This window comes from Bradyrhizobium sp. JR4.1 (genome assembly GCF_040548605.1).
GTDB classification, from domain to species: Bacteria; Pseudomonadota; Alphaproteobacteria; order Rhizobiales; family Xanthobacteraceae; genus Bradyrhizobium; species Bradyrhizobium canariense.
This window is the reverse complement of the sequence record NZ_JBEPRY010000002.1, coordinates 476,298-499,530: the sequence shown is the minus strand read 5'-3', so window position 1 is coordinate 499,530 and position 23,233 is coordinate 476,298. Positions and strand designations below refer to the sequence as shown.

Sequence of the window (23,233 nt, the reverse complement as noted above, 5' to 3'; positions counted from 1 at the left end):
AATAGGGTCACGACCGAGCGGCAGCGCATCGACAAATGGCTATGGCACGCGCGGGTGGTGAAGGCGCGCACCTCCGCTGCCGAGCTTGTCGAGTCCGGCCATGTTCGCGTCAACGGTGCACGCGAGAAATCGCCGGGGCATGCGATCAAGATCGGCGACGTGCTCACCATCGCGCTCGATCGCACTGTGCGCGTCTTGAAAGTCACCGCCTTCAACGAACGCCGCGGCGATGCCGCCTCGGCCCGTGTGCTCTACGAAGAGCTCGGTGAAGGCCATCCGAATTCTCAGCGCAATTAATTGCGCTTTGAATTCATTTCTTGGTCGATCAAGCGCATAAAGCCGTCATGATCGGCCGTTCCTGAGCTTGCGGCGCCGGGCCATCCGCGCTACGCAAGCCGCGACTTTTAAAAGAGCTTTTCGGAGCGTTGGATGACTTACGTCGTCACTGAAGCGTGCATCAAGTGCAAGTACACCGACTGCGTCGAGGTCTGCCCGGTCGATTGTTTCTACGAGGGCGAGAACATGCTCGTCATCCATCCTGACGAGTGCATCGATTGCGGCGTGTGCGAGCCGGAATGTCCCGCCGATGCCATCAAACCGGACACGGAACCGGGCCTGGAAAAGTGGCTCACGGTCAACGCCGACTACGCCAAGAGCTGGCCGAACATCACCCAGAAGAAAGAATCACCTGCCGACGCCAAGGATTTCGACGGCATGGAGGGCAAGTTCGACAAGTATTTCTCCGCGAACCCCGGCTCCGGCGACTAATTCGGGTCAAACTTAACCCTATTAGCGGCGTTACCGCCGAAAACCAGCCCTTAAGACCCCTAAATCATTGATTTTTGCGGGAAATGTGCTATATTGGGCACATTGAGCCGAACCCTGGTTAGCCCCGTCGGCCCCGTTGGGTTCCCGTGAAACCAAATGTCGAACAGGGGCGTGGCAGTTTCCGCGCGCAGGCTGTGTCACAGAAAACGCGTAAAAAGAGTACTTCAGCGAAGGCTTCCCATAAGGACGCCAAGAAAGTCGCCGCGGCCAGCCGTAGCGCATCCAAGGGTCGGACCGCGACTAAGGCGCCGGCTGCAAAGTCCTCGAAGAACAAAAGAAGCGCAATGCCTAACAAGACTGCCAAGCCGGCCGCGAAAGCGACCGTTGCCAAGCCTGTTGCCGCCAAGCCTGCCGCCAAGCCCGCTGTTGCCAAGACGCCCGCTGCCAAGGCTCCCGCTGCCAAGCCCGCCGCGCCAAAGGCTCCTGTTGCGGCTGCTCCTGCCAAGGCTCCCGTCGCTGCCGCCAAGCCGGCCGTGAAGCCCGCGGCTGTTGCGCCGAAGGTCGAGGAAAAGAAGGTCGTGACCCAGCGTCAGGGCTTCAAGGCCAACGAATTCGTCGTCTATCCCGCCCACGGCGTCGGCCAGATCCTGGCCATCGAGGAGCAGGAGATTGCCGGCGCGAAGCTCGAGCTGTTCGTCATCAACTTCATCAAGGACAAGATGACGCTGCGCGTGCCGACCGCCAAGGTCGCCAATGTCGGCATGCGCAAGCTGTCCGAGCCCGCGCTGGTGAAGCGTGCGCTCGAGACCCTCAAGGGCCGTGCCCGCGTCAAGCGCACCATGTGGTCGCGCCGCGCCCAGGAATACGAAGCGAAGATCAACTCGGGCGACATCGTCGCGATCGCGGAAGTCGTGCGCGACCTCTATCGCTCCGAATCGCAGCCCGAGCAGTCCTACAGCGAACGCCAGCTCTATGAAGCCGCGCTCGACCGTCTCTCCCGCGAGATCGCGGTGGTGCAGCACTCGACCGAGACCGAAGCGGTCAAGGAGATCGAGGCCCAGCTCGCCAAGAGCCCGCGTCGCACCGGCGCCAAGTCCGAAGCCGCCGAAGGCGAAGCCGACGCCGAGGGCGATAGCGACGAGACCGAGGGCGGAGCCACGGTCGCCGACGAGGCCGCGTAAGCGGCTCGCGCGTCGATCGCAACAGATCAAAAGCCCGGCCGTTTGGCCGGGCTTTTTGTTTGGGGCGCCGGATGATCTTGCTCGGTCCGTAGGGTGGGTTAGCCGAAGGCGTAACCCACGATGCTGCCGCAAAGAAGTGGTGGGTTACGCTTCGCTAACCCACCCTACAAAGTTAACCAACCTCACTTCACCGGCCGCTTCTCGAGCTTCCGCGCCAGCGTCCGCCGGTGCATCCCGAGCCGTCTTGCCGCTTCCGAGATGTTGAAATCGGTCTCGATCAGGGTCTGGTGGATGCGTTCCCATTCCAGCGTCTTGATCGATGTCGGCCGGGCGTCGAGCGCAACCTCGGCATTGCCTGCGGCCTTGTTGAAGGCGGCCTCGATGTCGTCGGTGTTCGACGGCTTGGCGAGATAGTGGCATGCGCCGAGCTTGATGGCCTCGACCGCGGTGGAAATGCTGGCGAAGCCCGTCAGCACCACGATCAACATCTCCGGATCGTGCGTGTGCAAGAGTTCGACACAGGCGAGCCCCGAGGCGCCGCCGAGCTTGAGGTCGACGACGGCATAGCCGAACGATCGCTCCTCCAGAACTTTCCGCACGTCCTCGATCGAGGCGGCGAGCACGACCTCGTAGTCGCGGCGCTCGAACGAACGTTTGAGGGTGCGGGCGAAGCCGGCATCGTCCTCGACGACGATGAGCGAACGGTCAGGCGTCAAAGCTGCCTCCGATCGCGAGCGTGGCGAGCGGCAGCGTGAGGCGGACCGTGGCGCCGCGCTTCCTGTGGTTCTCGGCGGTCACGCTGCCCCCTAACTTACGCACCACGTTCACCACCAGGAACAGGCCGAGCCCGCCGCCGGCGCGGCCCTTGCTCGACTGATAGGGCTTTCCGAGCTGTGCCAGCATCTCCGGCGCAAAGCCGGGGCCGCGATCGCTGATCGACAGCACGAGATTATCGCCCTCGCGCTCGGCAACGAGCTCGACCCAGTCGCGCGAGACCTCGTAGGCGTTGTCGAGCACGTTGAAGATCACCTGTTTCAGCGCGACGTCTGAGGCGATCGCGACGTCTTCGCCGAAGGTGTTGACGAAATACAGCGTGCGCGCCGAGCGCGCGTCGCGCCACTCTTCCACCAGCGCCGTGACGAAAGCCGCCACCGTCGTCGGCGACGATCCTTCGCCGCGGGCTTCGCCCGCCGACACCAGAATGCCTGTCACGATCGACTTGCAGCGTTGCAGCGAGGTCTCCATCTCCGCGAGGTCCTCGGCCAGCTCCTGATCGGCGGCAAGGTCGGGCATGCGGCGCCAATCGCCGAGGATGACCGAGAGCGAGGCGAGCGGCGTCCCGAGCTCGTGAGCCGCGCCGGAGGCGAGCAGGCCCATGCGCACGATATGATCCTGCTCGGCGGCATGCTGGCGCAGCGCCGCCAGATGCGCGTCGCGCTCGCGCAAATTCCTGTTGATGCGGGTGACGAACACCACCAGCAGCACGGCGTTGAGCACGAAGCCCAGCAGCATGCCGGCAACCGTGAGCGTATAGGTCTCGCTCAGCGGGTTCGGCGGCAGATCGAGCGGCCGATAGGCGACGGTCAGCCAGACGAAGCTCGCGCAGGTCAGCGCGACCAGCGACCAGGTCGAGCGGCCATCGAGCAGCACCGCGCCCAGCGTCACCTGGAGCAGGAACAGCGAGGTGAAGGGATTGGTGGCGCCGCCGCTGAGATAGAGCTGCGCGGTCAGCGCAGCGACGTCCAGCATCAGGGCGACCAGCAGCTCGTTGTTGGTGATCGCGGCGCGATGGCGCACCCACACCAGGCTGGAGACGTTGAGAAATATCAGTGCGCCGATCACCGCGCCCATGCGGGTGAGAGGCAGGGGAATGCCGAGCCAGACATGCACGCCGCCGATGGTCACGATCTGGCCGACCACTGCGGTCCAGCGCAGCTGGATCAGCAGCGCCATGTTCTTGCGGTTGGTCTCGTCGTCGGTCGGCGCAGCGCCGATCAGCTCGCTGCGCGCGTCCGCCTGCGATTGCAGCGTGACGGCGACATGCGTTCTTCCGTCGTCAGGTGGGCTCGACGATCGTTCCAGCATCTGATCCCGTCCTGCGGGCGTCGGCATCGGAGCCGTCGGCCGCTTCGTGGACGAAGCCGCTCCAGGGCTTCCTGCGGCGGAACAGCCCGCCGCCGAATGTGACGATAAGTCTGCCGGCTAGCATGAAAGCCAGGGCAAACCACGTCAGCGCGTAGATCAGGTGGTTATTGGGAAAGCTGATCACGGTCAATCCGCCGATTGGGCCGCCGCCGGATTGTGATCCAGCGTCGGCATCGACGAAGAAGGGCGCGACATGGTCGAGGCCGCGTGCCGCCGCAATCGCGGCAACATCCCGCGAGTACCAGCGGTTATGCTCAGGCACGTTGGTCCTGAGGAATCCGCCTTTTGGCTCCGTGATGCGCAAGAGGCCGGTGATCTCGACCTGGCCGTCCGGATTGCCGTCCCGGCGCGTCGACGCGTCGCGCCGGTCGGACGGCACGAAGCCACGGTTGACCAGGACCAGCGTGCCGTCGCTACGCCGAAGCGGTGTCAGCACCCAATAGCCCGGGCCTTCCTCGGTGACGGCCTGAACCAGCGTCTCGCGGTCATGCATGAAACGGCCGCTGACGCTGACATGCCTGTATTCGTCGTTTGCGGCGGAGACGGTCGGCCATGCCGCCGGCGAGGGGATCGGCTGGGCCGGGGCATGAACGCGCTGCTCGACGCGGTCGATCAGCGCCAGCTTCCAGGCGCGGCGTTCGATCTGCCAGACGCCGAGCGCGATCAGAAGTGCAATGGCCGCGAGCGAGAGGACCGTGAGCCACAAGGACGGGTGCGCAGCGTCGCGGCGCGCCCCGTTTGCCTTGCTCGTCTCGGTCCGGATTTCGTTCATTTCATCCCGTTCATCTGGTGGATCGGCATCATGTTGCTGTTGAGATGGTTCATCACCCACAGCGAACCGGACAGGGCGATCACCACCATGACGATGGTGAAGATCAGCGCCATCATACTCCAGCCGTTCTCGGACGTCGTGTTCATGTGCAGGAAGTAGATCATGTGCACGACGATCTGCACGACCGCGAAGGCCATGATCACGAGCGCGGTGATCTGCTTGCTCGGAAGCGCGCCGCTCATCACCAGCCAGAACGGAATCGCGGTGAGCACGACCGAGAGCACGAAGCCGAGCATGTAGGTCGAGAACGAGCCGTGGGCGTTGGCGTGGCTGTCGCCGTGGTGATGATCGCCCGCATGGGCGGCGTGAGTATCGGTGTTCATCGCAGAACTCCCAGGAGGTAGACGAAGGTGAAGACACCGATCCAGACCACGTCCAGGAAGTGCCAGAACATCGACAGGCACATCAGGCGGCGGCGGTTGGCCTCGATCAGGCCGAACTTCCAGACCTGCACCATCAGGGTCACCAGCCAGATCAGGCCGCAGCTGACGTGCAGGCCGTGGGTGCCGACCAGGGTGAAGAAGGCGGACAGGAAGGCGCTGCGCTGCGGCGTCGCGCCTTCATGGATCATGTGGGCGAACTCCGACAGCTCGATGCCGATGAACGCGGCGCCGAACAGGCCGGTGATCGCCAGCCAGATCTGGGTCTGGGCGATCTTGTTCTGCTGCATCGTCAGCATCGCAAAACCATACGTGATCGACGATAGCAACAGCATCGAGGTGTTCACCGCGACCAGCGGCAGCTCGAACAAATCCTTCGGCGCCGGACCGGCGGCGTAGTTGCCGCCGAGCACGCCGAAGGTGGCGAACAGGATCGCGAAGATGAGACAGTCGCTCATCAGGTAGATCCAGAAGCCGAGCGAGGTGCTGTAGCCTTCCGGATGCGGGTGTTCGTTGGCGAGGTAGAACACCGGCTCGCCGGTTTGCGTGGGATTGACAGCGACAGTCATTTACTTGGCTCCGGCGAGCAGTTTGGTGCGCGCGTCCTCGGCCCGGATGACGTCCTCGGCCGGAATGTCGAAATCGCGGTGATAGTTGAAGGTATGACCGATGCCGACGGCCAGCATTGCGATGAAGCTCGCGGCCGCCAGCCACCAGATGTACCAGATCAAACCGAATCCCATCGCGGTGGCAAGGCCGGCGAGGATGATGCCGGTGCCGGTGCTGCTGGGCATGTGGATCGGCTTGAACCCGGTGAGCGGGCGCTGATAACCGCGCCTCTTCATGTCCCACCACGCGTCATTGTCGTGAACGACAGGAGTGAAGGCGAAGTTGTAGGCCGGCGGCGGCGAGGAGGTCGCCCATTCCAGCGTACGCGCATCCCAGGGATCGCCGGTGACGTCCTTGAGCTGCTCGCGCCTGAGGAAGCTGACTGCGAACTGCATCAGCATCGAGAGGATGCCAAGGAAGACCAGGAAGGCGCCAATGCCGGCGACGATGAACCAGATCTGCAGGCTCGGATCGTCGAACACGCGGAGGCGGCGGGTCACACCCATCAGGCCGAGCACATAGAGCGGCATGAAGGCGAGATAGAAACCCGTGACCCAGAACCAGAACGACAGCTTGCCCCAGAACGGGTCGAGCTTGAAGCCGAACGCCTTCGGGAACCAGTAGCCGATACCGGCGAACGCGCCGAATACGACGCCGCCGATGATCACGTTGTGGAAGTGAGCGATCAGGAACAGGCTGTTGTGCAGGACGAAGTCGGCCGGCGGCACCGCGAGCAGCACGCCGGTCATGCCGCCGAGCACGAAGGTCAGCATGAACGCGATCGTCCACATCATCGGCAGCTCGAAGCGGATGCGGCCGCGATACATCGTGAACAGCCAGTTGAACATCTTCGCGCCCGTCGGGATCGAGATGATCATCGTGGTGATGCCGAAGAAGGAGTTGACGCTGGCGCCCGACCCCATCGTGAAGAAGTGGTGCAGCCAGACCAGGTACGACAGGATGGTGATGACCACCGTGGCGTAGACCATCGAGGTGTAGCCGAACAGCCGCTTGCCCGAGAAGGTCGAGGTCACTTCCGAGAAGATGCCGAAGGCGGGGAGAACCAGGATGTAGACCTCGGGATGACCCCAGATCCAGATCAGGTTCACGTACATCATCGGGCTGCCGCCGAAATCGTTCGTGAAGAAGTTGGTGCCGACGTAACGGTCGAGCGAGAGCAGCGCGAGCACGACGGTCAAAACCGGAAAGGAAGCGACGATCAGCACGTTGGTGCAGAGCGCGGTCCAGGTGAACACCGGCATCCGCATCATGGTCATGCCGGGGCACCGCAGCTTGACGATGGTGCAGATCAGGTTGATGCCGGACAGTGTCGTTCCGACGCCCGCGACCTGTAGTCCCCATATGTAATAGTCGACGCCGACATCCGGACTGTAGCCGATGTTCGACAGCGGCGGATAAGCGAGCCACCCGGTGCGGGCGAATTCGCCGATGAACAGCGAGGCCATCACCAGCACCGCGCCGCCGACCGTCATCCAGAAGCTGAAATTATTCAGGAACGGGAACGACACGTCGCGCGCACCGATCTGGAGCGGCACGACGAAGTTCATCAGGCCGGTGACCAGCGGCATCGCCACGAAAAAGATCATGATCACGCCGTGGGCGGTGAAGACCTGGTCGTAGTGATGGGAGTTGAGATAGCCCTCCGAGCCGCCGAAGGCGAGGGCCTGCTGCAACCGCATCATCAGCGCGTCGGCGAAGCCGCGCAGCAGCATCACGATGCCGAGGATCATGTACATGATGCCGATGCGCTTGTGGTCGACGCTGGTGAACCACTCGCTCCAGAGATAACCCCAGACGCGGAAATAGGTCAGGCCGGCAAACATGATGAGGCCGCCGGTCGCCACCACGGCAAAGGTGCCGACGACGATCGGCTCGTGCAGCGGCAGCGATTCGACGGTGAGCCGGCCGAAGATGAGCTTGAGAAGATCAGGAGACATGCGGGATCTCTTTACGAATCTGACTTCGGACGTTGTCCGAGGAAGAAGGACGAGGACTTCAGCGGCGTGAAACTCGGCCGCTTCAGGCCGGCGCCGAGCAGCGGCGCGGTGTCGAGAGGCGCCGTGATGGAGGCGGTGGTCCTGCCCTGCGGCGCATCGGGCGTGCAGGTGCCGGCGACGAAGGTCGGCTCCGGCCCAAGCGCCGTGCCGCGGCGGGCGTACTTGTCGTAGGCCAGCGGCAGCGTGTTGTTCAGGCCCTCATGGCCGAGGCCGCCCTTGGCGTCGATTGCCATCATCTCGCTCTGGCACATCTTGCCGGTCTCGACGCACATGTTGAGGATCAGGCGGTAGAGATCGGAATCGACGGTGCCGTAGCGCCGCACCGGCTCGTTCTGGCTGGGTTTTTCGAGCTGGAGATATTCGGCGCGGCCGAGCGAGCCGCCGCCGGACTTGGCGCTTGCGATCCAGGCGTCAAAGCCCTTGTCGTCGAGGCCCTGGAAGTTGAAGTGCATGCCGGAGAAGCCGGCGCCGCTGTAGTTCGCCGAAAAGCCCCGATAGGTGCCGGCGTGGTTCACGACGGCGTGGAGCTTGGTCTCCATGCCCGGCATCGCGTAGATCTGGCCGGCCAGCGCGGGGATGTAGAACGAGTTCATCACCGAGGACGCGGTGATGCGGAAGTTGATGGGACGATCGACCGGAGCTGCCAGATCGTTGACAGTGGCGACGCCGTAGTCCGGATAGATAAAGAGCCACTTCCAGTCGAGCGCGACGACGTCGACCTCGAGCGGGGCCTTGGATTGGTCCACGGCGCGGTCGGCATGGATGCGGCCGAGCGTGCGATAGGGGTCGAGCAGATGCGTGCCCATCCAGGTCAGCGCGCCCAGGCAAACGATGATCAAGAGTGGCGCCGACCAGATCACCAGCTCGAGGCTGGTCGAGTGGTCCCATTCGGGCTCGTAGCGGGCCTCGATGTTGGACTGGCGGTAGCGCCAGGCGAACAGCACCGTCAGCGCCATCACGGGCACGACAATCAGGAGCATCAGGACGGTGGAGATGATGACGAGGTCGCGCTGCTGCGCTGCGATATCGCCGGCCGGCGCCAGCACGACGTAGTTGCAGCCGCTGAGCGCAACCGCCAGGGGTAGCAGCGCTAGAATCTTGAAACGGGACAAGGGCCGAGCCTTATGAGAATGAGTTTCTTTTGCGGGGCCAAGGGGTAGCTGCGGCGCAGCAATCCGGACATTGGACAATTTGTCCAATGTTGCACTGCGGGATGTTGCGCCAGACAGGGCTGGATCGCTTGGCGCCTCGCCGGGCGGTCGGCTTTGGTTTTCAGGACGTTAAGGGCGCGCGAATGGCGATGGCACAGACCCCCGCAATGGCAGACCACTCGGGCGAGCACGGCCACGACCAGGCCAGTCCCGGCGAGATCGCTATCGGCGTCATCATCGGCCGCACCTCGGAATTCTTCGACTTCTTCGTCTTCGCGATCGCCTCGGTGATCGTGTTCCCGCGCCTGGTCTTCCCGTTCACGAGCGAACTGACCGGCACCCTCTATTCCTTCATGATCTTCGCGCTGGCCTTCATGGCCCGGCCGATCGGCACCGTCATTTTCATGACGGTCGACCGCGGGTACGGCAAGACGGCCAAGCTGATCTCGGCGCTGTTCCTGCTCGGCACCGCCACCGTCGCGATCGCGTTCCTGCCCGGCTATCACGAGATCGGCGTTGCGGCGATCTGGCTGCTGGCGCTGGCGCGCATCGCACAGGGTCTGGCCTGGGGCGGCGCCTGGGACGGGATGGCCTCGCTGCTGGCGCTGAACGCGCCGCCTTCGAAGCGCGGCTGGTACGCGATGGTGCCGCAGCTTGGCGCGCCGCTCGGTCTGATCGTGGCGAGCGGGCTGTTCGCCTATTTCGCCGGAAATCTCTCGGCCGACGACTTCTTCGATTGGGGCTGGCGCTATCCGTTCTTCGTCGCCTTTGCCATCAACGTCGTGGCGCTGTTCGCGCGCCTGCGCATGGTGACGACGGAAGAATATGCCTCGCTGTTCGAGACCCGCGAATTGCAGCCCTCGCGCATCTCCGAGACGGTGGCGCGCGAAGGCCAGAACATCATGCTCGGTGCGTTTGCGCCGCTGGCAAGCTTCGCTCTGTTCCATATGGTCACGGTGTTTCCGCTGTCCTGGGTGTTCCTGTTCACCCGCGAAAGTCCGGTGCGCTTCCTGATCATCGAGATCGTCGCCGCCGTGTTCGGCGTCGGCGCGATCGTGCTCTCCGGCGTCATCGCCGACCGCGTCGGCCGCAAATCGCTGCTGATGGGATCGGCGATCGCGATCGCGATCTACAGCGGCTTCGCCCCGCAGCTGCTCGATGCCGGCGCGTTCGGCGAGACCATCTACATGGTGATCGGCTTCATCCTGCTCGGTCTGTCGTTCGGCCAGTCGTCGGGTGCGATCGCCTCGAACTTCAAGCAGGCGTATCGCTACACGGCTTCGGCGCTGACCTCCGACATGGCCTGGCTGTTCGGCGCCGGCTTTGCACCGCTGGTCGCGCTGTTGCTGGCGACCAACCTTGGCGTCATCGCCTCGGGTGCGTACCTGCTGTCAGGCGCGTTCTGGACCTTGCTCGCGCTCTGGCTCAGCGGCCAGCGCGAGGCCGGCGATATGGACGCGGGGCGCTGATCGGGCGGAGCTTGTAGGGTGGGCAAAGGCGCGTAAGCGCCGTGCCCACCATCTTTCAATAATCCTGATCGGGAATGGTGGGCACGCTTCGCTTTGCCCACCCTACGGCAGTTTAGCGTACGTCAATCCGCAACAACCTTCACACGATCGCGCACTTTCACCTGCGCGTTGCGATCGAGCCCGTTGAGGACGCGAAAACGCTCGGCCGGGTGATCGACTCCGGCCATGCGGTGGGAGAGCGATTCCACGGTGTCGCCGGGCTGCACGGTGATGACCTTGATGCGCAGCGGGCGCGCGGCCTGGATCTCGTCGAGCGTCAGGCGGCGGAATGAACCGACGGTCTCGCGCGCATTGCGCTCGCTCTCGGTCGACTTCTGCCGTGCCGCGAAGATGAAGCGGTAGACGTCGCTGCCGAACCGCAGCGCATAGACCTTGAACTGCCACTGGTCGCCCTTGGCGGTGGCGGACGCAGCCGGAAAACCGTTGATGGTGATGTCCTCGGTGGAGGCCTTCTCGACGCCTTCCATCCAGCCGGAATTCAGGTAATCGCCGAGCGACTGTTCAGCCGGCACCCGCACGACGTCGAACCGCATCGCCTGCGAGCCGCCGTCGCGCACGCCGATCACGGCCTGCGCAGTGTTGTCGAGCGTAAAATTGTCCGGCGCCTGGAAGGTGAAGCCGAGCTTCGGATGCAGGAAGCGCCGGCCGCGGACAAAACCTTCGCTGGGGTCTTCGCCGTAGACGAGGTTGTCGATCGCGGCGAGATAGGTCTCGCGGTCGCGCTCGCCGCCCTCTGGCGCTGCGTATTGCCGCGCGATGGTCTGCGCGTTCTGCACGCGCTCGGGCGTCGCCGGATGCGACGAGGTGAAATCCTGCGCGCGCGGATCGAGCGAGGTCTTGCCGACCTTCAGTTCGGCATTGCGCTCCATCGCCGAGAGAAAGCGTGCGGCACCATAAGGGTCGAAATGGGCCTTGGCGGAAATCCCGACGCCGACGCCGTCGGCCTCGAACTCCTGATTGCGCGAAAAGCTCGCCATGGTCAGCTTGGTCTTGGCGAGCGCGAGCGCGGTGAGATCGGGATCGTTGCTCATGTCGGTGACGACGCGGGTGACGATCGCGGCCTGGCGGGCCTGGTCCTCGCGCATCGCGGCGTGCTTGGACAGCACATGCGCCATCTCGTGGCTGAGCACGGAGGACAATTCCGACGTATCGCTCGCCAGCGCAAGCAGGCCCCGCGTGACATAGAGCTGGCCGTTCGGCAGCGCGAAGGCGTTCACCGCGCCGGAATTGAGGATCGTGACCCGGTAACCCTGGTCGGGCCGATCGGACGCAGCGACCAGCCGGTCGACGGTCTTGGTGACGAGCGATTCGAGCCTGGCGTCGTCATAGGTGCCGCCATAGCTCGCCAGGATGCGCTCATGCTCCTTCTCGGTGGCGGGGGTCTGGGCGACGGCCGGCTTCGGCTTGGGCATCGCGACGATCGGCGGGGCCGCCGCGGTCTGGAAGCGGCCCATATCGCCGCAGCCGGCAAGGGCTGAACCCAGCACGAGGCATAGCACAGCAGGCGCTGCCCGCAGGCGGCGTTCATTTTGTCCGTGCCGTCCTAGCACCCCATTCACGTCGCTTAACCCGTGCCTGGCCCTTTTTAGGGCCTTACCCCTGTCGGCTCGTTTGCGCCCAGCAACTCGATTTGTCCTACGAGGCGTATATCGATACGCGGCCCCGTATTCCCCTCAGCCCAGCCCCGGACACGAATACGCTTATTTTCCAGAGACTTAAGAGCGATCCCGGCGCTTTCGAACGCGGGTACCATGCGCTTTGAAATAGTCACGGCGAAGCCGCGTGTCCAGTTTCGTCCGAAGTTGAGGTAGGTCATTGCCCCAGCTTGCCGGACCGACAGGACTTTGCCCTCGACCACCACAAAACGCCCGATCCCCGCCAAAATATCGTCCGGACTTTCCGCGTTTTTTATGGCCAACGGGTCAGCCCAGCTGCCCTTTTTTTGGCGTCTCGCCTCGGCCTCCGACGCCATCAGGGCGGCCGCGCAGTCCTTATCGGCGATCTCGGCGGAGACGATGGCGTCGCCCTGGGCGAGGAGCGTCGCCTGCACGGAGATGTCGCTCTCGCCGACAAAGACCAGCGCGCCCTGGCGGCCATAGCGGTCAGGCGTGTCGTCGGCGCTGCGCAGGATCACGTCGTGCCCGACCAGCAGCGAGGTCAGCGCCTGCTTCGTGGTCGCGGTCGGCTCGATGCCGGTCAAGCGGATTTCCCGGCCGTCATCGAGCCGCAGACTGCGCGCATCGATCGCGGTGACGCGGCCTTCGCCCTGGGACTCGAACTGGCACGGGCTCGCGAATGCGCTCTGCCCCGCGACGAGAAGGATTGCGATCAGCTGAAGCCGTTGCGTCACGTTGCCCGGTGAGGTTGCGTTGCGCTCCAATTATAACTCAAGCGCGGTGGGGCGCGAAGACTGTTTGTTCATACTCCGTCATTGCGAGCGCAGCGAAGCAATCCAGAGTCCCTCAGAGGAAAGATCCTGGATTGCTTCGCTGCGCTCGCAATGACGGCGGAGGCACTCTTCCGCATCTCGTCATTCCGCTTTGCGGAAAGCGCGTGTTGATCGCTCATCTGCATCGTCCCGCGCGCTTGCTGCGCTGTCGCGCATGCGGCATGATTGCGGCAACACCAATAACCAAGCCGCCATCAGAGTACGGCGCGATAAGGGAGGCCTTTTTCGATGAAGCATGTTGTGTCGGGTATTTTTGCTGCTGCGTTGGCGCTGAGTGCAAGCGCCGCACAGGCCCAGGACAAGCCGCCACTGAAGATCGGCGGCATCCTCGACATGTCGAGCCTGTATGCCGACATCACCGGCCCCGGCAGCGAGACCGCGGCCAAGATGGCCGTGGAGGACTTTGGCGGTGAGGTGCTCGGCCGCAAGATCCAGGTGCTGGCTGCCGACCATCAGAACAAGGCCGATCTCTCCGCCAATATCGCCCGCGACATGCTCGACAATCAGGGCGTCGAAATGATCTATGACGTCGCGGCGTCCGCGACCGCGCTTGCCGCCGGCGAGATCGCGAAAGCGCGCAACAAGATCATCATGTTCAACGGCCCGGGCTCGATCCGCCTCACCAACGAGGCCTGCGGTCCCTACACCATTCACTATGTGTTCGACACCTACGGCCAGGCCAATGTGACCGGCCTTGCGGCCGTGAAGTCGGGCCTCGACACCTGGTACTTCCTCACCGCCGACTACGCCTTCGGCCAGGATCTGGAGAAGGACACCAGCGCCGTCGTGACCAAGACCGGCGGCAAGGTGCTCGGCAGCGTGCGCCATCCGCTCAACACGTCGGATTTCTCGTCGTTCCTGCTGCAGGCCCAGGCCTCGAAAGCAAAGGTGATCGGGCTCGCGAACGCCGGCGGCGACACCGTCAACGCCATCAAGCAGGCGGCCGAGTTCGGCATCACCAAGGGCGGCCAGAAGGTCTCGCCGCTGCTCGCCTTCGTGACCGACATCGACTCGATCGGGCTCGAGACCGCGCAGGGCCTGTTGCTTGCGGAAGCCTTCTACTGGGATCTCAACGACGACACCCGCGCGTTCTCGAAGCGCTTCCAGGAGCGCATGAAGCGGCCGCCGACCTCGGCGCAAGCCGGTGTCTATTCTTCCGTGACGCACTATCTGAAAGCAGTGAAGGCGGCCGGCACGACCGACGCCGCGACGGTGATGAAAATGATGAAGGAGACACCGATCAACGACTTCTTCGCCAAGAATGGCAAGATCCGCGAGGACGGCCGCATGTTGCACGACATGTACCTGTTCGAGGTCAAGAAGCCGTCGGAATCCAAGGGCCGCTGGGACGACTACAAGCTGCTCGCCACGGTGCCCGGCAGCGAGGCGTTCCAGTCGCTGGAGCAGTCGCGCTGTCCGCTGGTGAAGAAATAAACACCGTCATTGCGAGGAGCGAAGCGACGAAGCAATCCAGGCTGTCTCCGCGGAAACGCTTCGCTCGCAATGACGAGTGTGGTGATAGATCAAGCAAAACAACGACAAGGGAGAAGCCCCATGAACGACATGGTTCTGCAGAAGCTCGAGGGTGGGCTGCTCACCATCACCATGAACCGGCCCGAGCGGAAGAACGCGCTCAACCCGGACATGGTCGCCGGGCTGGTCGTGGCGGCGCGTCGCGCGGCTGATGATCCGGAGGTGCGCGCGGTCTTGTTGAAGGGCGCGGGCGGCTCGTTCTGCGTCGGCGGCGACGTCAAGTCGATGGCGGAGGGCCGGGCGCCGCTGCCGTTCGAAGTGAAGATGGCGAACCTGCGCCGCGGCATGGAGGTGTCGCGCATCCTGCACCAGATGCCGAAACCCGTGGTGGCGCAGCTCGATGGCGCGGCGGCCGGCGCGGGTCTGTCGATGGCGCTGTCGTGCGACCTCCGCGTCGCCTCCGAATCCTGCAAGATCACGACCGCGTTCGCAAAAGTCGGCTTCTCCGGCGATTACGGCGGCACCTATTTCCTCACCCAGCTGCTCGGCAGTGCGCGGGCGCGCGAGCTCTATCTGACCTCGCCGGTGCTGACCGCGAAGGAGGCTCATGCGATCGGCATGGTGACCAAGGTCGTCCCCGACGCCGAGATCGACGCGGCCGCGCACGAGCTCGCGCTGTCGCTGGCGCAAGGCCCGTCGATCGCGCTCGGCTTCATCAAGCGCAACATCAACAATGCCGAGCATCTCGCGCTGGAGGATTGCTTCGACGGCGAGGCGATCCACCACACCCGCTGCAGCGACACCGAGGATCACAAGGAGGCCGCAAAGGCGTTCGTCGAGAAGCGCAAGCCGACCTTCAAGGGCGCATGACGATGGCGCCCTATATGCGGTTGCGGCAGATCTGCCTGGTCGCGCCGCAGCTCGCGCCCGTGATCTCCGACATCGCTGATATCATGGGCCTCGCTGTCTGCTACCGCGACGGCAATGTTGCGAAATACGGCCTGGAGAACGCGCTGCTGCCGGTCGACACGATCCTGCTGGAGGTGGTCGCGCCGTTCAAGGACGGCACCACGGCCGGCCGCTTCATCGAGAAGAGCGGCGGGCGCGGCGGCTACATGGCGATCTTCTGCTGCAACGATCCGGACGAGCGCGGCCGGAACGCCAACGCGCTGGGCGTGCGCACCGCCAACGTCATCGACCACGCGCCCTATCACGGCGTGCAGCTCCACCCCCGCGACTGCCGCGCCGCCTTCATCGAGTTCAACCACACCGAAGGCAGCGACGACATTTTGGGGCCGTATCCACCTGCCGGCCCTGACTGGCAAAAATTCATCCGCAAGGACGTGACGCAGGCGCTGACTTGCGTAGAAATGCAGAGCCCAGACCCGCAACGGCTGGCCGAGCATTGGGGCAAGATCATCGGCGTTGCGCCGACTGGCGATGCCGAACTGAAGCTGCCCAACGCAACATTCCGCTTCGTGAAGGGCGCCAGCGAAATCATGAGCGCGCTGGAGTTTCGGGTCACTGATGTTGCCGGCGTGCTGCATGCTGCGAGGGCGAAGGGACATGCCGTGGCGGGCAACGAGTTCTTGCTCGGTGGGGTGACGTTCCGCGTCAGTTGAGTGCTTGGCAGTGATCCGTCACCCTGAGGTGCTCACCTCTTCGGCGAGCCTCGAAGGGCGACGGCCACCGGCGGGGCCGCTCATCCTTCGAGGCTCCCCGCACGGTGCTATGCAGCGCGCGGCTCGCACCTCAGGATGACGGTCTGGATACGGCGGGTGCACGAAGAATAAGAAGGGGATCACTCCATGCCGCATCCGCTCGATAGCTTCTTTGCACCCGCCAGCATCGCGCTGATCGGTGCCTCGCGCGATCATGAGAAGATTCCGGGGCGGCTCTTGTCGATGTTGCGCAAGAACGAGTATCCCGGAAAAATCTATCCGGTGAACCCGAATTACGCCGAGATCGACGGCCTCATTTGCTACAAATCGATCACCGACATCGGCACGCCGATCGATCTCGCAATCATCCTCATTCCCGCCCGCGCGGTGCTTGCCGCGCTCGAGCAATGTGCCGCCGCCGGCGTGAAGAACGCCGTGATCATCTCCTCCGGCTTTGCCGAGGAGGGCGGGGAGAGCGCGGCGATGCAGGACGCGATCGCGGCGCTGGCGAGACGCACCGACATGCGGATTTCCGGCCCGAACGCCGAGGGTTTTTTCAGCCAGGTGCAGCGCGTGGCGGCGACGTTCAGTCCCGCCGTGGACGTCAAGCCGGGCGTGGTGCCGCTGGTCGCCGTGACGAAGCGGATCGGCATCGTCGCGCAGAGCGGCGGCATCGGCTTTGCCTATTATCACCGCGCCAGCGCGCTCGGCATTGCCGTGAGCTATGTCGTCAGTGCCGGCAACGAATCCGATCTCGGGGCCGGCGAGTTCCTGGACTACATGGTGCAGGACGCTTCCACGGACGTGATCCTGCTGTTCATCGAAGGCATTCGCGACGTCGACAAGTTTCTCGCGGCAGCGCGGCGCGCGGCCGAGTTGAAAAAGCCTGTCATCATGACGAAAGTCGGCCGCTCCGGCGCCGGAATGCGCGCTGCCGCCTCGCACACCGCGAGCATGGCCGGATGGTCGGCGGCCTACGACGCGGTGTTTGCCAAATATGGCTTCATCGTCTCCAACGATCTCGACGAAGCCCTGACGATCGCAGCGGTGCTTGCGAGCAATCCGTTGCCGAAAGGCGATCGCGTCGCCGTCGTCACCGTCTCCGGCGGTGCCGGCATCTGGGGCGCCGATGCCGTGGCGCTGCAAGGTTTGCAGATGCCGGAGCTCTCCGAAAAAGTCCAGGCGCAGATCAGGACGCTGATGCCGTCCTACGGAACCGCGCGCAACCCGATCGACGTCACCGCGCAGGGCGTGACCTCGGGCGGCTTGCAAAAGAGCGTCGATGTGCTCACCGCATCCGACGAGATCGACGCGATCCTGGTCGTGCTGTCGCTGTCGAGCGAGATCCGCAAGCCCTTTAGGGAAGCCGAGCTGACGTCGGTGCTGGCAGCGCAGCACAAGCCTGTGGTGTTCTATTCCTACACGGTGCCGTCCGATTTCGCCCGGCGCGAGCTTGCCAAATCCGGCGTCGTGGTGCTCTCGGGCCTCACCCATGTCGGCGTCGCGATGCGGCAACTCGTGGACTACGCCAAGTTCAAGCTCCAGAAGCCCTTGGACGTTGCGCAAGTCCCTGTGCGGGACATCTCTGCGCACCTGCAATCGCCGGCGCTCTCGGAAGCCGACAGCAAGGCATTGCTCCGCACCGCGGGCATCGCGCTGCCGGACGAAGTGCTGGTGAAGGACAAGGGCGGGCTCGACGACGCCGTCGCCCGCATCGGCTTTCCGCTGGTGCTGAAGATCCAGTCGCCGGACATCGCGCACAAGAGCGAGGTCGGCGGCGTGCGCGTCAATATCACCACAAAGGGCGAAGTGTTTCTGGCGTTCGAGGCGCTGCTCAACAACGCGCGCAAGCACAGGCCTGAGGCGGCCATTCAGGGCGTGCTGGTCTGCCCGATGGCGAAGCAGGGTGTCGAGATCATCATCGGCACGATGACGGACAAGACGTTCGGGCCGATGGTGATGGTGGGCCTTGGCGGCATCACGACAGAGCTATTCCGCGACGTCGTCTATCGTCCGGCGCCGGTCAGCGCAGAAGAAGCCGGCGCGATGCTGGCGCGCTTGAAAGCCGCACCGCTGCTGACAGGATTTCGCGGGGCCGCGATGGCGGATGTTGCGGCACTGTCGCAGTTGATCGCGGATATCTCTCTGCTTGCCGCGCAGCATGCAGAGGAGATCGCGGAGATCGAGCTCAACCCGGTGCTGGTGCACGCCGAAGGCCAGGGCGTGACGATCGTGGATGCGCTGGTGGTGGGGCGGAAGTAATCCCTCTCCCCTTGTGGGAGAAGGTGGCTCGCCGCGAAGCGGCGAGACGGGTGAGGGGTTTCTCTCCGCACGCACAAGCGCAAGAGAATGGCTTGCGGAGGCAACCCCTCATCCGGCGCTTCGCGCCACCTTCTCCCACAAGGGGAGAAGGAAGAAAGGACCTACCGCCCCCTGAAATTCGCCACGCGCCGCTCTTCGGTGGCCTTCACGCCTTCCTTGAAGTCTTCCGTCGCGCGCAGGCTCGTCTGCTCCTCGAGCTCGTGATTGGTCGCCGCCATGACGCGGTCGGCCAGCCCGGCGCGCATCGTGGCGCGGGTGGAGACGAGCCCGAGCGGGGAGCATTCGGCGATTTCCCCGGCGAGCTTCAGTGCCGCCGCCTTGACCTGGTCCTGCGGCACCAGCTCGTTGGCGAGGCCCCATTTGAAGGCCTCTTCGCCAGTGACGCGGCGGCTGGTGTAGAACATCAGCTCGGCGTTGTTCTTGCCGATCAGCTCGGGCAACGTCACGGTCAGGCCGAAGCCGGGATGAAAGCCGAGCTTGGTAAAGTTCGCGGAGAAGCGCGCTTCGGGGCAGGTGACCCGGAAGTCCGCCGAGACCGCGAGGCCCAGTCCGCCGCCGATCGCGGCGCCCTGCACGGCCGCGACGATCGGCTTCTTGGCGCGGAAGATGCGCACGGCCTGGATGTAAAGATGGTTGATCGCCCCGAGGCTGTCGGCCGGATCGCCCTTGGCCGTCTTATCGGCTTCGCGCGCCTCTTGCGCCTGTCGTGCCGGGTCCTGGAAATTGGCGCCGGCGCAAAACGCCTTGCCCTGCGCCGACAGCACCGAGGCGCGAATCTCGATGTCGCGATCGAACTCGTCGAGCGCGTCCGCGATCTGGTTGATCAGCGAAATGTCGAAGAAGTTGAGCGGCGGGCGGCGTATCTCGATGGTGCCGACGTGACCAACTTTTTCGACGCCGATATCTTTATAGGTGCTCATGATGTCCTCGAAGAGTTAGCGCAAACCAAGCCCGCGGGCGATGATGCCGCGCAGCACCTCGGTAGTGCCGCCCTGGATGGTGAGTTTCGGCGCGGTCTTGATGGCGAAGTCGAGCTGCCGCTCCAGCGTCTCGCGGTTGGTCGCGGTCTCCTCGACGAAGGCGGCGAGATCGCGCACGCGGTGCGGCAGCTGCTGCTCCCACACCGTGCCGATGTCCTTGACGATGGAGGCTTCGACGACCGGCTCCTTGCCGGCCTGCAGCATGCCCGCGACCGAGACCGACATGCGCCGCATGGTGTGGAGCTGCGCCACCAGCCGGCCGATGCCTTCGGCACTGCGGGTATCAGGATTGGGGCCGACCGCGCGAACCAGCTCGGTCAGCACGTAATAGGTCTCCAGGAAACGCTCGGGGCCCGAACGCTCATAAGCGAGCTCGCTCGTCGCCTGCTTCCAGGCGCCGTCGACTTCGCCGAGCACGTGATCGTCGGGTACGAAGAAATCGGTGAACACGACCTCGTTGAACTCGTACTGGCCGGTGATCTGGCCGATCGGGTTCACCTGGATGCCGGGCTGCTTCATCTTGACCAGGAACTGGGTCAGGCCGTGACGGCGGTTTTCCTTGGTCGGCTGCGACGTCCGGAAGATCGCGATCATGTAATCGGCGATGTGCGCCGACGAGGTCCAGATCTTGGTGCCGTTGATGAGATAGCCGCCGTCGGTCTTGGTCGCGCGCGTCTTCGCGGCGAACAGGTCCGAGCCGGAGTTCGGTTCGCTCATGCCGATCGCGAAGCAGATCTCGCCGCGGCAAATGCGCGGCAGGATGTCCATCTTGATGTGCTCAGGCGCGTATTTGATCAGCACCGGCCCGCTCTGGCGGTCGGCGACGAAGAACCGCCGCGTCGGCGCGTTGGCGACGCGCATCTCCTCCGTCACCACGTAACGTTCGAGGAACGAGCGCTCCTGGCCGCCATATTTCTTCGGCCAGGTCATGCCGAGCCAACCTTTGGCGCCGACCCGGCGGGAAAATTCCGGCGCGTCGGTGTCTTCGCGGTTGGGCTTGTGCGGATCGAACGTGCCGGCGGCGATTTCCTCCGCAAGGAAGGCGCGCACTTCCTTGCGCAATTGCTCGCATTTCTCGGGCAGGCGGATCGGATCGAAACGGAGGGCAGCGGTCATTGTTGTCTCCGTTCCTGATCAGCGCGAAGCCACGAGCGGCCACAATTCGTCGGCGCCGCGGTTTGCAATGAGCTTGCCGAGCTCGACGGCCCAGTGGCTTTCCGAACCGAAATCGTCGCGCCAGGCCAGCGCCCGCAGCGAATAGCGGTGCAGGATGTGCTCCAGTGTGAAGCCGATCGCGCCATGGACCTGATGCGCAATGGCGCCGCCCTTTTCCGCGGCTTCCGCGCAGCGGATTTTCGCCGAGGCGGCTTCGAGGTAGACCGCGTCGTCGAACGATCTTGCGTTCGCGATGGCATCGGCGGCCGAGGTCGCCGCGGCAAGAGCGGCAGCCGACTCGCCGGCGAGGCGGGCGAGATTGTGCTGCACCGCCTGGAATTTGGAGATCTTCTTCTCGAAGGCGACGCGCTCATTGGAATAGCGCACGGAGATGTCGAGCATCGATTCCAGCGCGCCCGCGATCTGAAGGCTGCGCGCGACGCCGCCCATCAGCATCATTGTGGTCTGGTCAAAGCCCTTCGGGGCGGGTTTGATGGCGACGGGCTGGACCTTGTCGAGCGTAACGGTGTCGCTGTGGTCGTAGCCGACATTGAGTCCGGTCTCGATCCGACCCTTGCTTGCGTCGACCAGTGCGATCGAGGCGCCGTCCTTGCCGTGGGCCAGCACTGCGAAGTGCTTTGCCGCCTTTGCGAAGGGCACGCCGCGAGCTCGGCCGGAGAGCGCACCATCGGCATCCAAGGTGATGCGATCCTTGGGCGAGGCCGGCAGCACCGTCATCTCGCCCTCGGGGGATGCGATCTTCGCCTGCGCCAGCAGCCAGCCGGCCAGCATGGTTTCGGCCAGGGGAACCGCGACTGCGAAACGGCCGGCGGCGTTCAGCAGCGCAAAACCGTCGGCAAGACTCGCGCCGGAGCCGCCGAGATCGTCCGGCACCCAGGCCAACGGCAGGCCGGCTTCGCTCAGCGCCTGCCACAGCGGCGCCTGCCACGAATCCTTCTTGTCGTTGTTGACGGTCTGCGGATCGGCGAGATCGGCGAAGATTTTCTCCGCGGTCTCGACGACGATATTGTCACTCTCCGCCACAGCGTTCCCCGTGTCTTGCCATTGGCGCATCCGGCCCAGTAGGGGCGGACGCGCAGGTTCTTCTTGCGCCCGATGATCCGAAAAAGCCATGGCCCTGACAAGCGTTGATCGCAGATCAACCTGCGGCGCGGGCATGGGCGCAAGGGACTATAGAAGGCTAATTCCGCTTAGCGGAGTTTGCTCGATTTGCAGGGCGCGGCAAACTCGCTAAACAGAACGTCGATATTCAATCAAGGGGAAGGACATCCGGATGGCCAAGGACAGTTTGTACGCAATCGTGACGGGGTCCGCCTCCGGCCTGGGTGCTGCGACCGCGGAAATTCTCGCACGGAGCGGGGCGCGGCTCGTCATCAACTATTCCTCGAGCCAGAAGGAAGCGGAGGCGACCGCGGAGCTTTGCCGCAAGGCGGGCTCACCGGAAGTTCTGGTCGCGCAGGGCGATGTCTCGAAGGATGACGATTGCCGCAAGATCGTTGCGGCAGCTGGCGGCTGGGGCCGGCTCGACGTGCTCGTCAACAATGCCGGCACCACCAAGCATGTCGCCCATGCCGATCTCGACGGATTGTCTGCGGAAGATTTCCAGCGCCTGTACGGCGTCAACACCATCGGCCCGTTTCAGATGGTGCGCGCGGCGCGCAGCCTGCTCGAGGCCGGCGCCAAGGCCTCTGGGCGGCCGTCCGCCGTGGTCAACATCTCCTCGGTCGCCGGCATTAGCGGTGTCGGATCGTCGATCGCCTATGCCGCGAGCAAAGGCGCGCTCAACACCATGACGCTGTCGCTGTCGCGTGCGCTGGCGCCGCTGATCCGCGTCAACACGGTATGTCCCGGCTATATCGATACGCCCTGGTTCACCAAGGGCCGTGGCGAGGCGGGCGCCAAGCAGGTGCGCGACAGCGTCGTGGCCAAGGTGCCGCTGAAGGTCGCATCTTCGGCGGAAGACATCGCCCAGCTCGTCTGCTTTCTGGCGATGCCGGCCTCCAGCAACATGACCGGCGAGGTCGTGCGCATGGATGCGGGGATGCATTTGGTGACGTGAGGGCGCGCGGCTAGCGCGGCAAATACGGGCGTCGTCCCGGCCTAGTGCGCAATTGCGCACGGGGGGCCGGGACCCATAACCACAGGCCGTGGTTGTTGCGCGAAGTCGGCAATTCCCAATCTTCGCCAAACCAAATTCGGTGGCTATGGGTCCCGGCCTTCGCCGGGACGACACCGAACTTGTTGATCGACCACACCGCAAAGCGACTGTGGTCTACCCCTTGATCACGCCGCTCGCCACCAGCCGGTGCCAGATGAACAGCACCACCACGGCGCCGATGGTGGCCATGATGAATCCCGCGCCCTGGTCGGGACTGTAGTGCCCGATGGCTTGGCCGATGAACGTCGCGAGAAATGCGCCGGCGATGCCGAGGATGGTGGTGAGGATGAAGCCGCTCGGATTGTTCGGTCCCGGCGCCAGCCAACGCGCGATGAGGCCGGCGACGAAGCCGACGACGATGATCCACAACAAGCCACCCATGCTCATGTCCGTGCTCCCCT

At 64.3% G+C, this 23,233-nt stretch carries 22 protein-coding genes; 9 read left to right on the top strand and 13 right to left on the bottom strand.

Annotated elements, in window-relative coordinates; translation table 11 throughout:
- Positions 1 to 27 precede the first annotated feature (27 nt).
- The 3 genes from ABIB90_RS07585 to ABIB90_RS07575 all read left to right on the top strand — a co-directional run bounded on the left by ABIB90_RS07585 (position 28) and on the right by ABIB90_RS07575 (position 1,949).
- Positions 28 to 297, top strand: a complete 270-nt coding sequence (locus tag ABIB90_RS07585) for an RNA-binding S4 domain-containing protein (RefSeq protein WP_083869901.1) — start codon at positions 28 to 30, stop codon at positions 295 to 297.
- A 132-nt stretch (positions 298 to 429) separates the two neighbouring features.
- Positions 430 to 768 carry a ferredoxin FdxA gene (gene fdxA, locus ABIB90_RS07580; protein ID WP_007599264.1) on the top strand — a complete coding sequence of 113 codons (339 nt, stop codon included), beginning with the start codon at positions 430 to 432 and terminating at the stop codon, positions 766 to 768.
- 344 nt (positions 769 to 1,112) lie between these two features.
- Positions 1,113 to 1,949 carry a CarD family transcriptional regulator gene (locus tag ABIB90_RS07575; RefSeq protein WP_007599265.1) on the top strand — a complete coding sequence of 279 codons (837 nt, stop codon included), beginning with the start codon at positions 1,113 to 1,115 and terminating at the stop codon, positions 1,947 to 1,949.
- A 182-nt stretch (positions 1,950 to 2,131) separates the two neighbouring features.
- On the opposite strand, the gene ABIB90_RS07570 is transcribed toward ABIB90_RS07575, so the two are convergent.
- From ABIB90_RS07570 to cyoA, 7 genes are read right to left on the bottom strand one after another with little or no spacing between them, the layout of a single operon-like run.
- The gene (locus tag ABIB90_RS07570; protein WP_007599266.1) at positions 2,132 to 2,665 is read right to left on the bottom strand and encodes a response regulator transcription factor; all 534 of its coding nucleotides are present in this window, start codon (positions 2,663 to 2,665) and stop codon (positions 2,132 to 2,134) included.
- Positions 2,655 to 4,034, bottom strand: coding sequence for an ATP-binding protein (locus ABIB90_RS07565; RefSeq protein ID WP_007599267.1), 1,380 nt, complete (start codon positions 4,032 to 4,034; stop codon positions 2,655 to 2,657). Before ABIB90_RS07565 ends, ABIB90_RS07570 begins: the two co-directional genes overlap by 11 nt.
- Positions 4,006 to 4,866: an SURF1 family protein gene (locus ABIB90_RS07560; RefSeq protein ID WP_007599268.1), complete on the bottom strand. Its 861-nt coding sequence runs from the start codon at positions 4,864 to 4,866 to the stop codon at positions 4,006 to 4,008. The genes ABIB90_RS07565 and ABIB90_RS07560 overlap by 29 nt, the downstream gene beginning before the upstream one ends.
- On the bottom strand, positions 4,863 to 5,249 hold the full coding sequence (cyoD, locus tag ABIB90_RS07555) for a cytochrome o ubiquinol oxidase subunit IV (RefSeq protein WP_219684844.1): 387 nt from the start codon (positions 5,247 to 5,249) through the stop codon (positions 4,863 to 4,865). The genes ABIB90_RS07560 and cyoD overlap by 4 nt, the downstream gene beginning before the upstream one ends.
- A complete protein-coding gene (gene cyoC / locus ABIB90_RS07550; protein WP_354200574.1) occupies positions 5,246 to 5,875 on the bottom strand; it encodes a cytochrome o ubiquinol oxidase subunit III in 630 nt (209 codons plus the stop codon). Before cyoC ends, cyoD begins: the two co-directional genes overlap by 4 nt.
- Positions 5,876 to 7,873: a cytochrome o ubiquinol oxidase subunit I gene (gene cyoB, locus ABIB90_RS07545; protein WP_007599271.1), complete on the bottom strand. Its 1,998-nt coding sequence runs from the start codon at positions 7,871 to 7,873 to the stop codon at positions 5,876 to 5,878.
- Positions 7,874 to 7,884: 11 nt separating this feature from the next.
- The gene (gene cyoA, locus ABIB90_RS07540) at positions 7,885 to 9,045 is read right to left on the bottom strand and encodes a ubiquinol oxidase subunit II (RefSeq protein ID WP_354200573.1); all 1,161 of its coding nucleotides are present in this window, start codon (positions 9,043 to 9,045) and stop codon (positions 7,885 to 7,887) included.
- Positions 9,046 to 9,227: 182 nt separating this feature from the next.
- On the opposite strand from cyoA, the gene ABIB90_RS07535 reads away from it, so the two are divergent.
- Positions 9,228 to 10,553 (top strand): MFS transporter, encoded by a 1,326-nt coding sequence (locus ABIB90_RS07535; RefSeq protein WP_354159832.1) that lies wholly within the window; start codon positions 9,228 to 9,230, stop codon positions 10,551 to 10,553.
- A 122-nt stretch (positions 10,554 to 10,675) separates the two neighbouring features.
- Here ABIB90_RS07535 and ABIB90_RS07530 read toward each other — a convergent pair whose 3' ends face one another.
- On the bottom strand, positions 10,676 to 12,067 hold the full coding sequence (locus ABIB90_RS07530; RefSeq protein ID WP_354200650.1) for a M48 family metalloprotease: 1,392 nt from the start codon (positions 12,065 to 12,067) through the stop codon (positions 10,676 to 10,678).
- A 131-nt stretch (positions 12,068 to 12,198) separates the two neighbouring features.
- Positions 12,199 to 12,993 (bottom strand): thermonuclease family protein, encoded by a 795-nt coding sequence (locus tag ABIB90_RS07525; protein WP_354200572.1) that lies wholly within the window; start codon positions 12,991 to 12,993, stop codon positions 12,199 to 12,201.
- Between the two features lie 297 nt (positions 12,994 to 13,290).
- Here ABIB90_RS07525 and ABIB90_RS07520 point away from each other — a divergent pair, with 297 nt between their 5' ends.
- The 4 genes from ABIB90_RS07520 (at position 13,291) to ABIB90_RS07505 (ending at position 18,458) form a co-directional block, all read left to right on the top strand.
- Positions 13,291 to 14,496, top strand: a complete 1,206-nt coding sequence (locus tag ABIB90_RS07520; RefSeq protein WP_219684841.1) for an ABC transporter substrate-binding protein — start codon at positions 13,291 to 13,293, stop codon at positions 14,494 to 14,496.
- Positions 14,497 to 14,616: 120 nt separating this feature from the next.
- The gene (locus ABIB90_RS07515) at positions 14,617 to 15,405 is read left to right on the top strand and encodes an enoyl-CoA hydratase (protein ID WP_007599286.1); all 789 of its coding nucleotides are present in this window, start codon (positions 14,617 to 14,619) and stop codon (positions 15,403 to 15,405) included.
- Between the two features lie 2 nt (positions 15,406 to 15,407).
- A complete protein-coding gene (locus tag ABIB90_RS07510) occupies positions 15,408 to 16,157 on the top strand; it encodes a VOC family protein (RefSeq protein ID WP_219684840.1) in 750 nt (249 codons plus the stop codon).
- A 186-nt stretch (positions 16,158 to 16,343) separates the two neighbouring features.
- Positions 16,344 to 18,458 carry an acetate--CoA ligase family protein gene (locus ABIB90_RS07505; protein ID WP_354200571.1) on the top strand — a complete coding sequence of 705 codons (2,115 nt, stop codon included), beginning with the start codon at positions 16,344 to 16,346 and terminating at the stop codon, positions 18,456 to 18,458.
- Between the two features lie 161 nt (positions 18,459 to 18,619).
- Here ABIB90_RS07505 and ABIB90_RS07500 read toward each other — a convergent pair whose 3' ends face one another.
- Genes ABIB90_RS07500 through ABIB90_RS07490 form a run of 3 tightly spaced genes read right to left on the bottom strand, consistent with a single transcriptional unit; the run spans position 18,620 to position 21,697 of the window.
- Complete coding sequence (locus ABIB90_RS07500) at positions 18,620 to 19,438, bottom strand: enoyl-CoA hydratase/isomerase family protein (protein WP_354200570.1); 819 nt, start codon at positions 19,436 to 19,438, stop codon at positions 18,620 to 18,622.
- 15 nt (positions 19,439 to 19,453) lie between these two features.
- Entirely contained in the window at positions 19,454 to 20,614 is a 1,161-nt protein-coding gene (locus tag ABIB90_RS07495; protein WP_008133127.1) for an acyl-CoA dehydrogenase family protein, read from the bottom strand.
- A gap of 18 nt (positions 20,615 to 20,632) precedes the next feature.
- Positions 20,633 to 21,697 (bottom strand): acyl-CoA dehydrogenase family protein, encoded by a 1,065-nt coding sequence (locus ABIB90_RS07490; protein WP_007599297.1) that lies wholly within the window; start codon positions 21,695 to 21,697, stop codon positions 20,633 to 20,635.
- 250 nt (positions 21,698 to 21,947) lie between these two features.
- Here ABIB90_RS07490 and ABIB90_RS07485 point away from each other — a divergent pair, with 250 nt between their 5' ends.
- Positions 21,948 to 22,733: an SDR family NAD(P)-dependent oxidoreductase gene (locus ABIB90_RS07485; protein ID WP_007599300.1), complete on the top strand. Its 786-nt coding sequence runs from the start codon at positions 21,948 to 21,950 to the stop codon at positions 22,731 to 22,733.
- A gap of 213 nt (positions 22,734 to 22,946) precedes the next feature.
- Here the strand turns inward: ABIB90_RS07485 and ABIB90_RS07480 are convergent, their stop codons facing one another.
- Positions 22,947 to 23,219 (bottom strand): GlsB/YeaQ/YmgE family stress response membrane protein, encoded by a 273-nt coding sequence (locus ABIB90_RS07480; RefSeq protein ID WP_196236584.1) that lies wholly within the window; start codon positions 23,217 to 23,219, stop codon positions 22,947 to 22,949.
- Between the last annotated feature and the right edge of the window lie 14 nt (positions 23,220 to 23,233).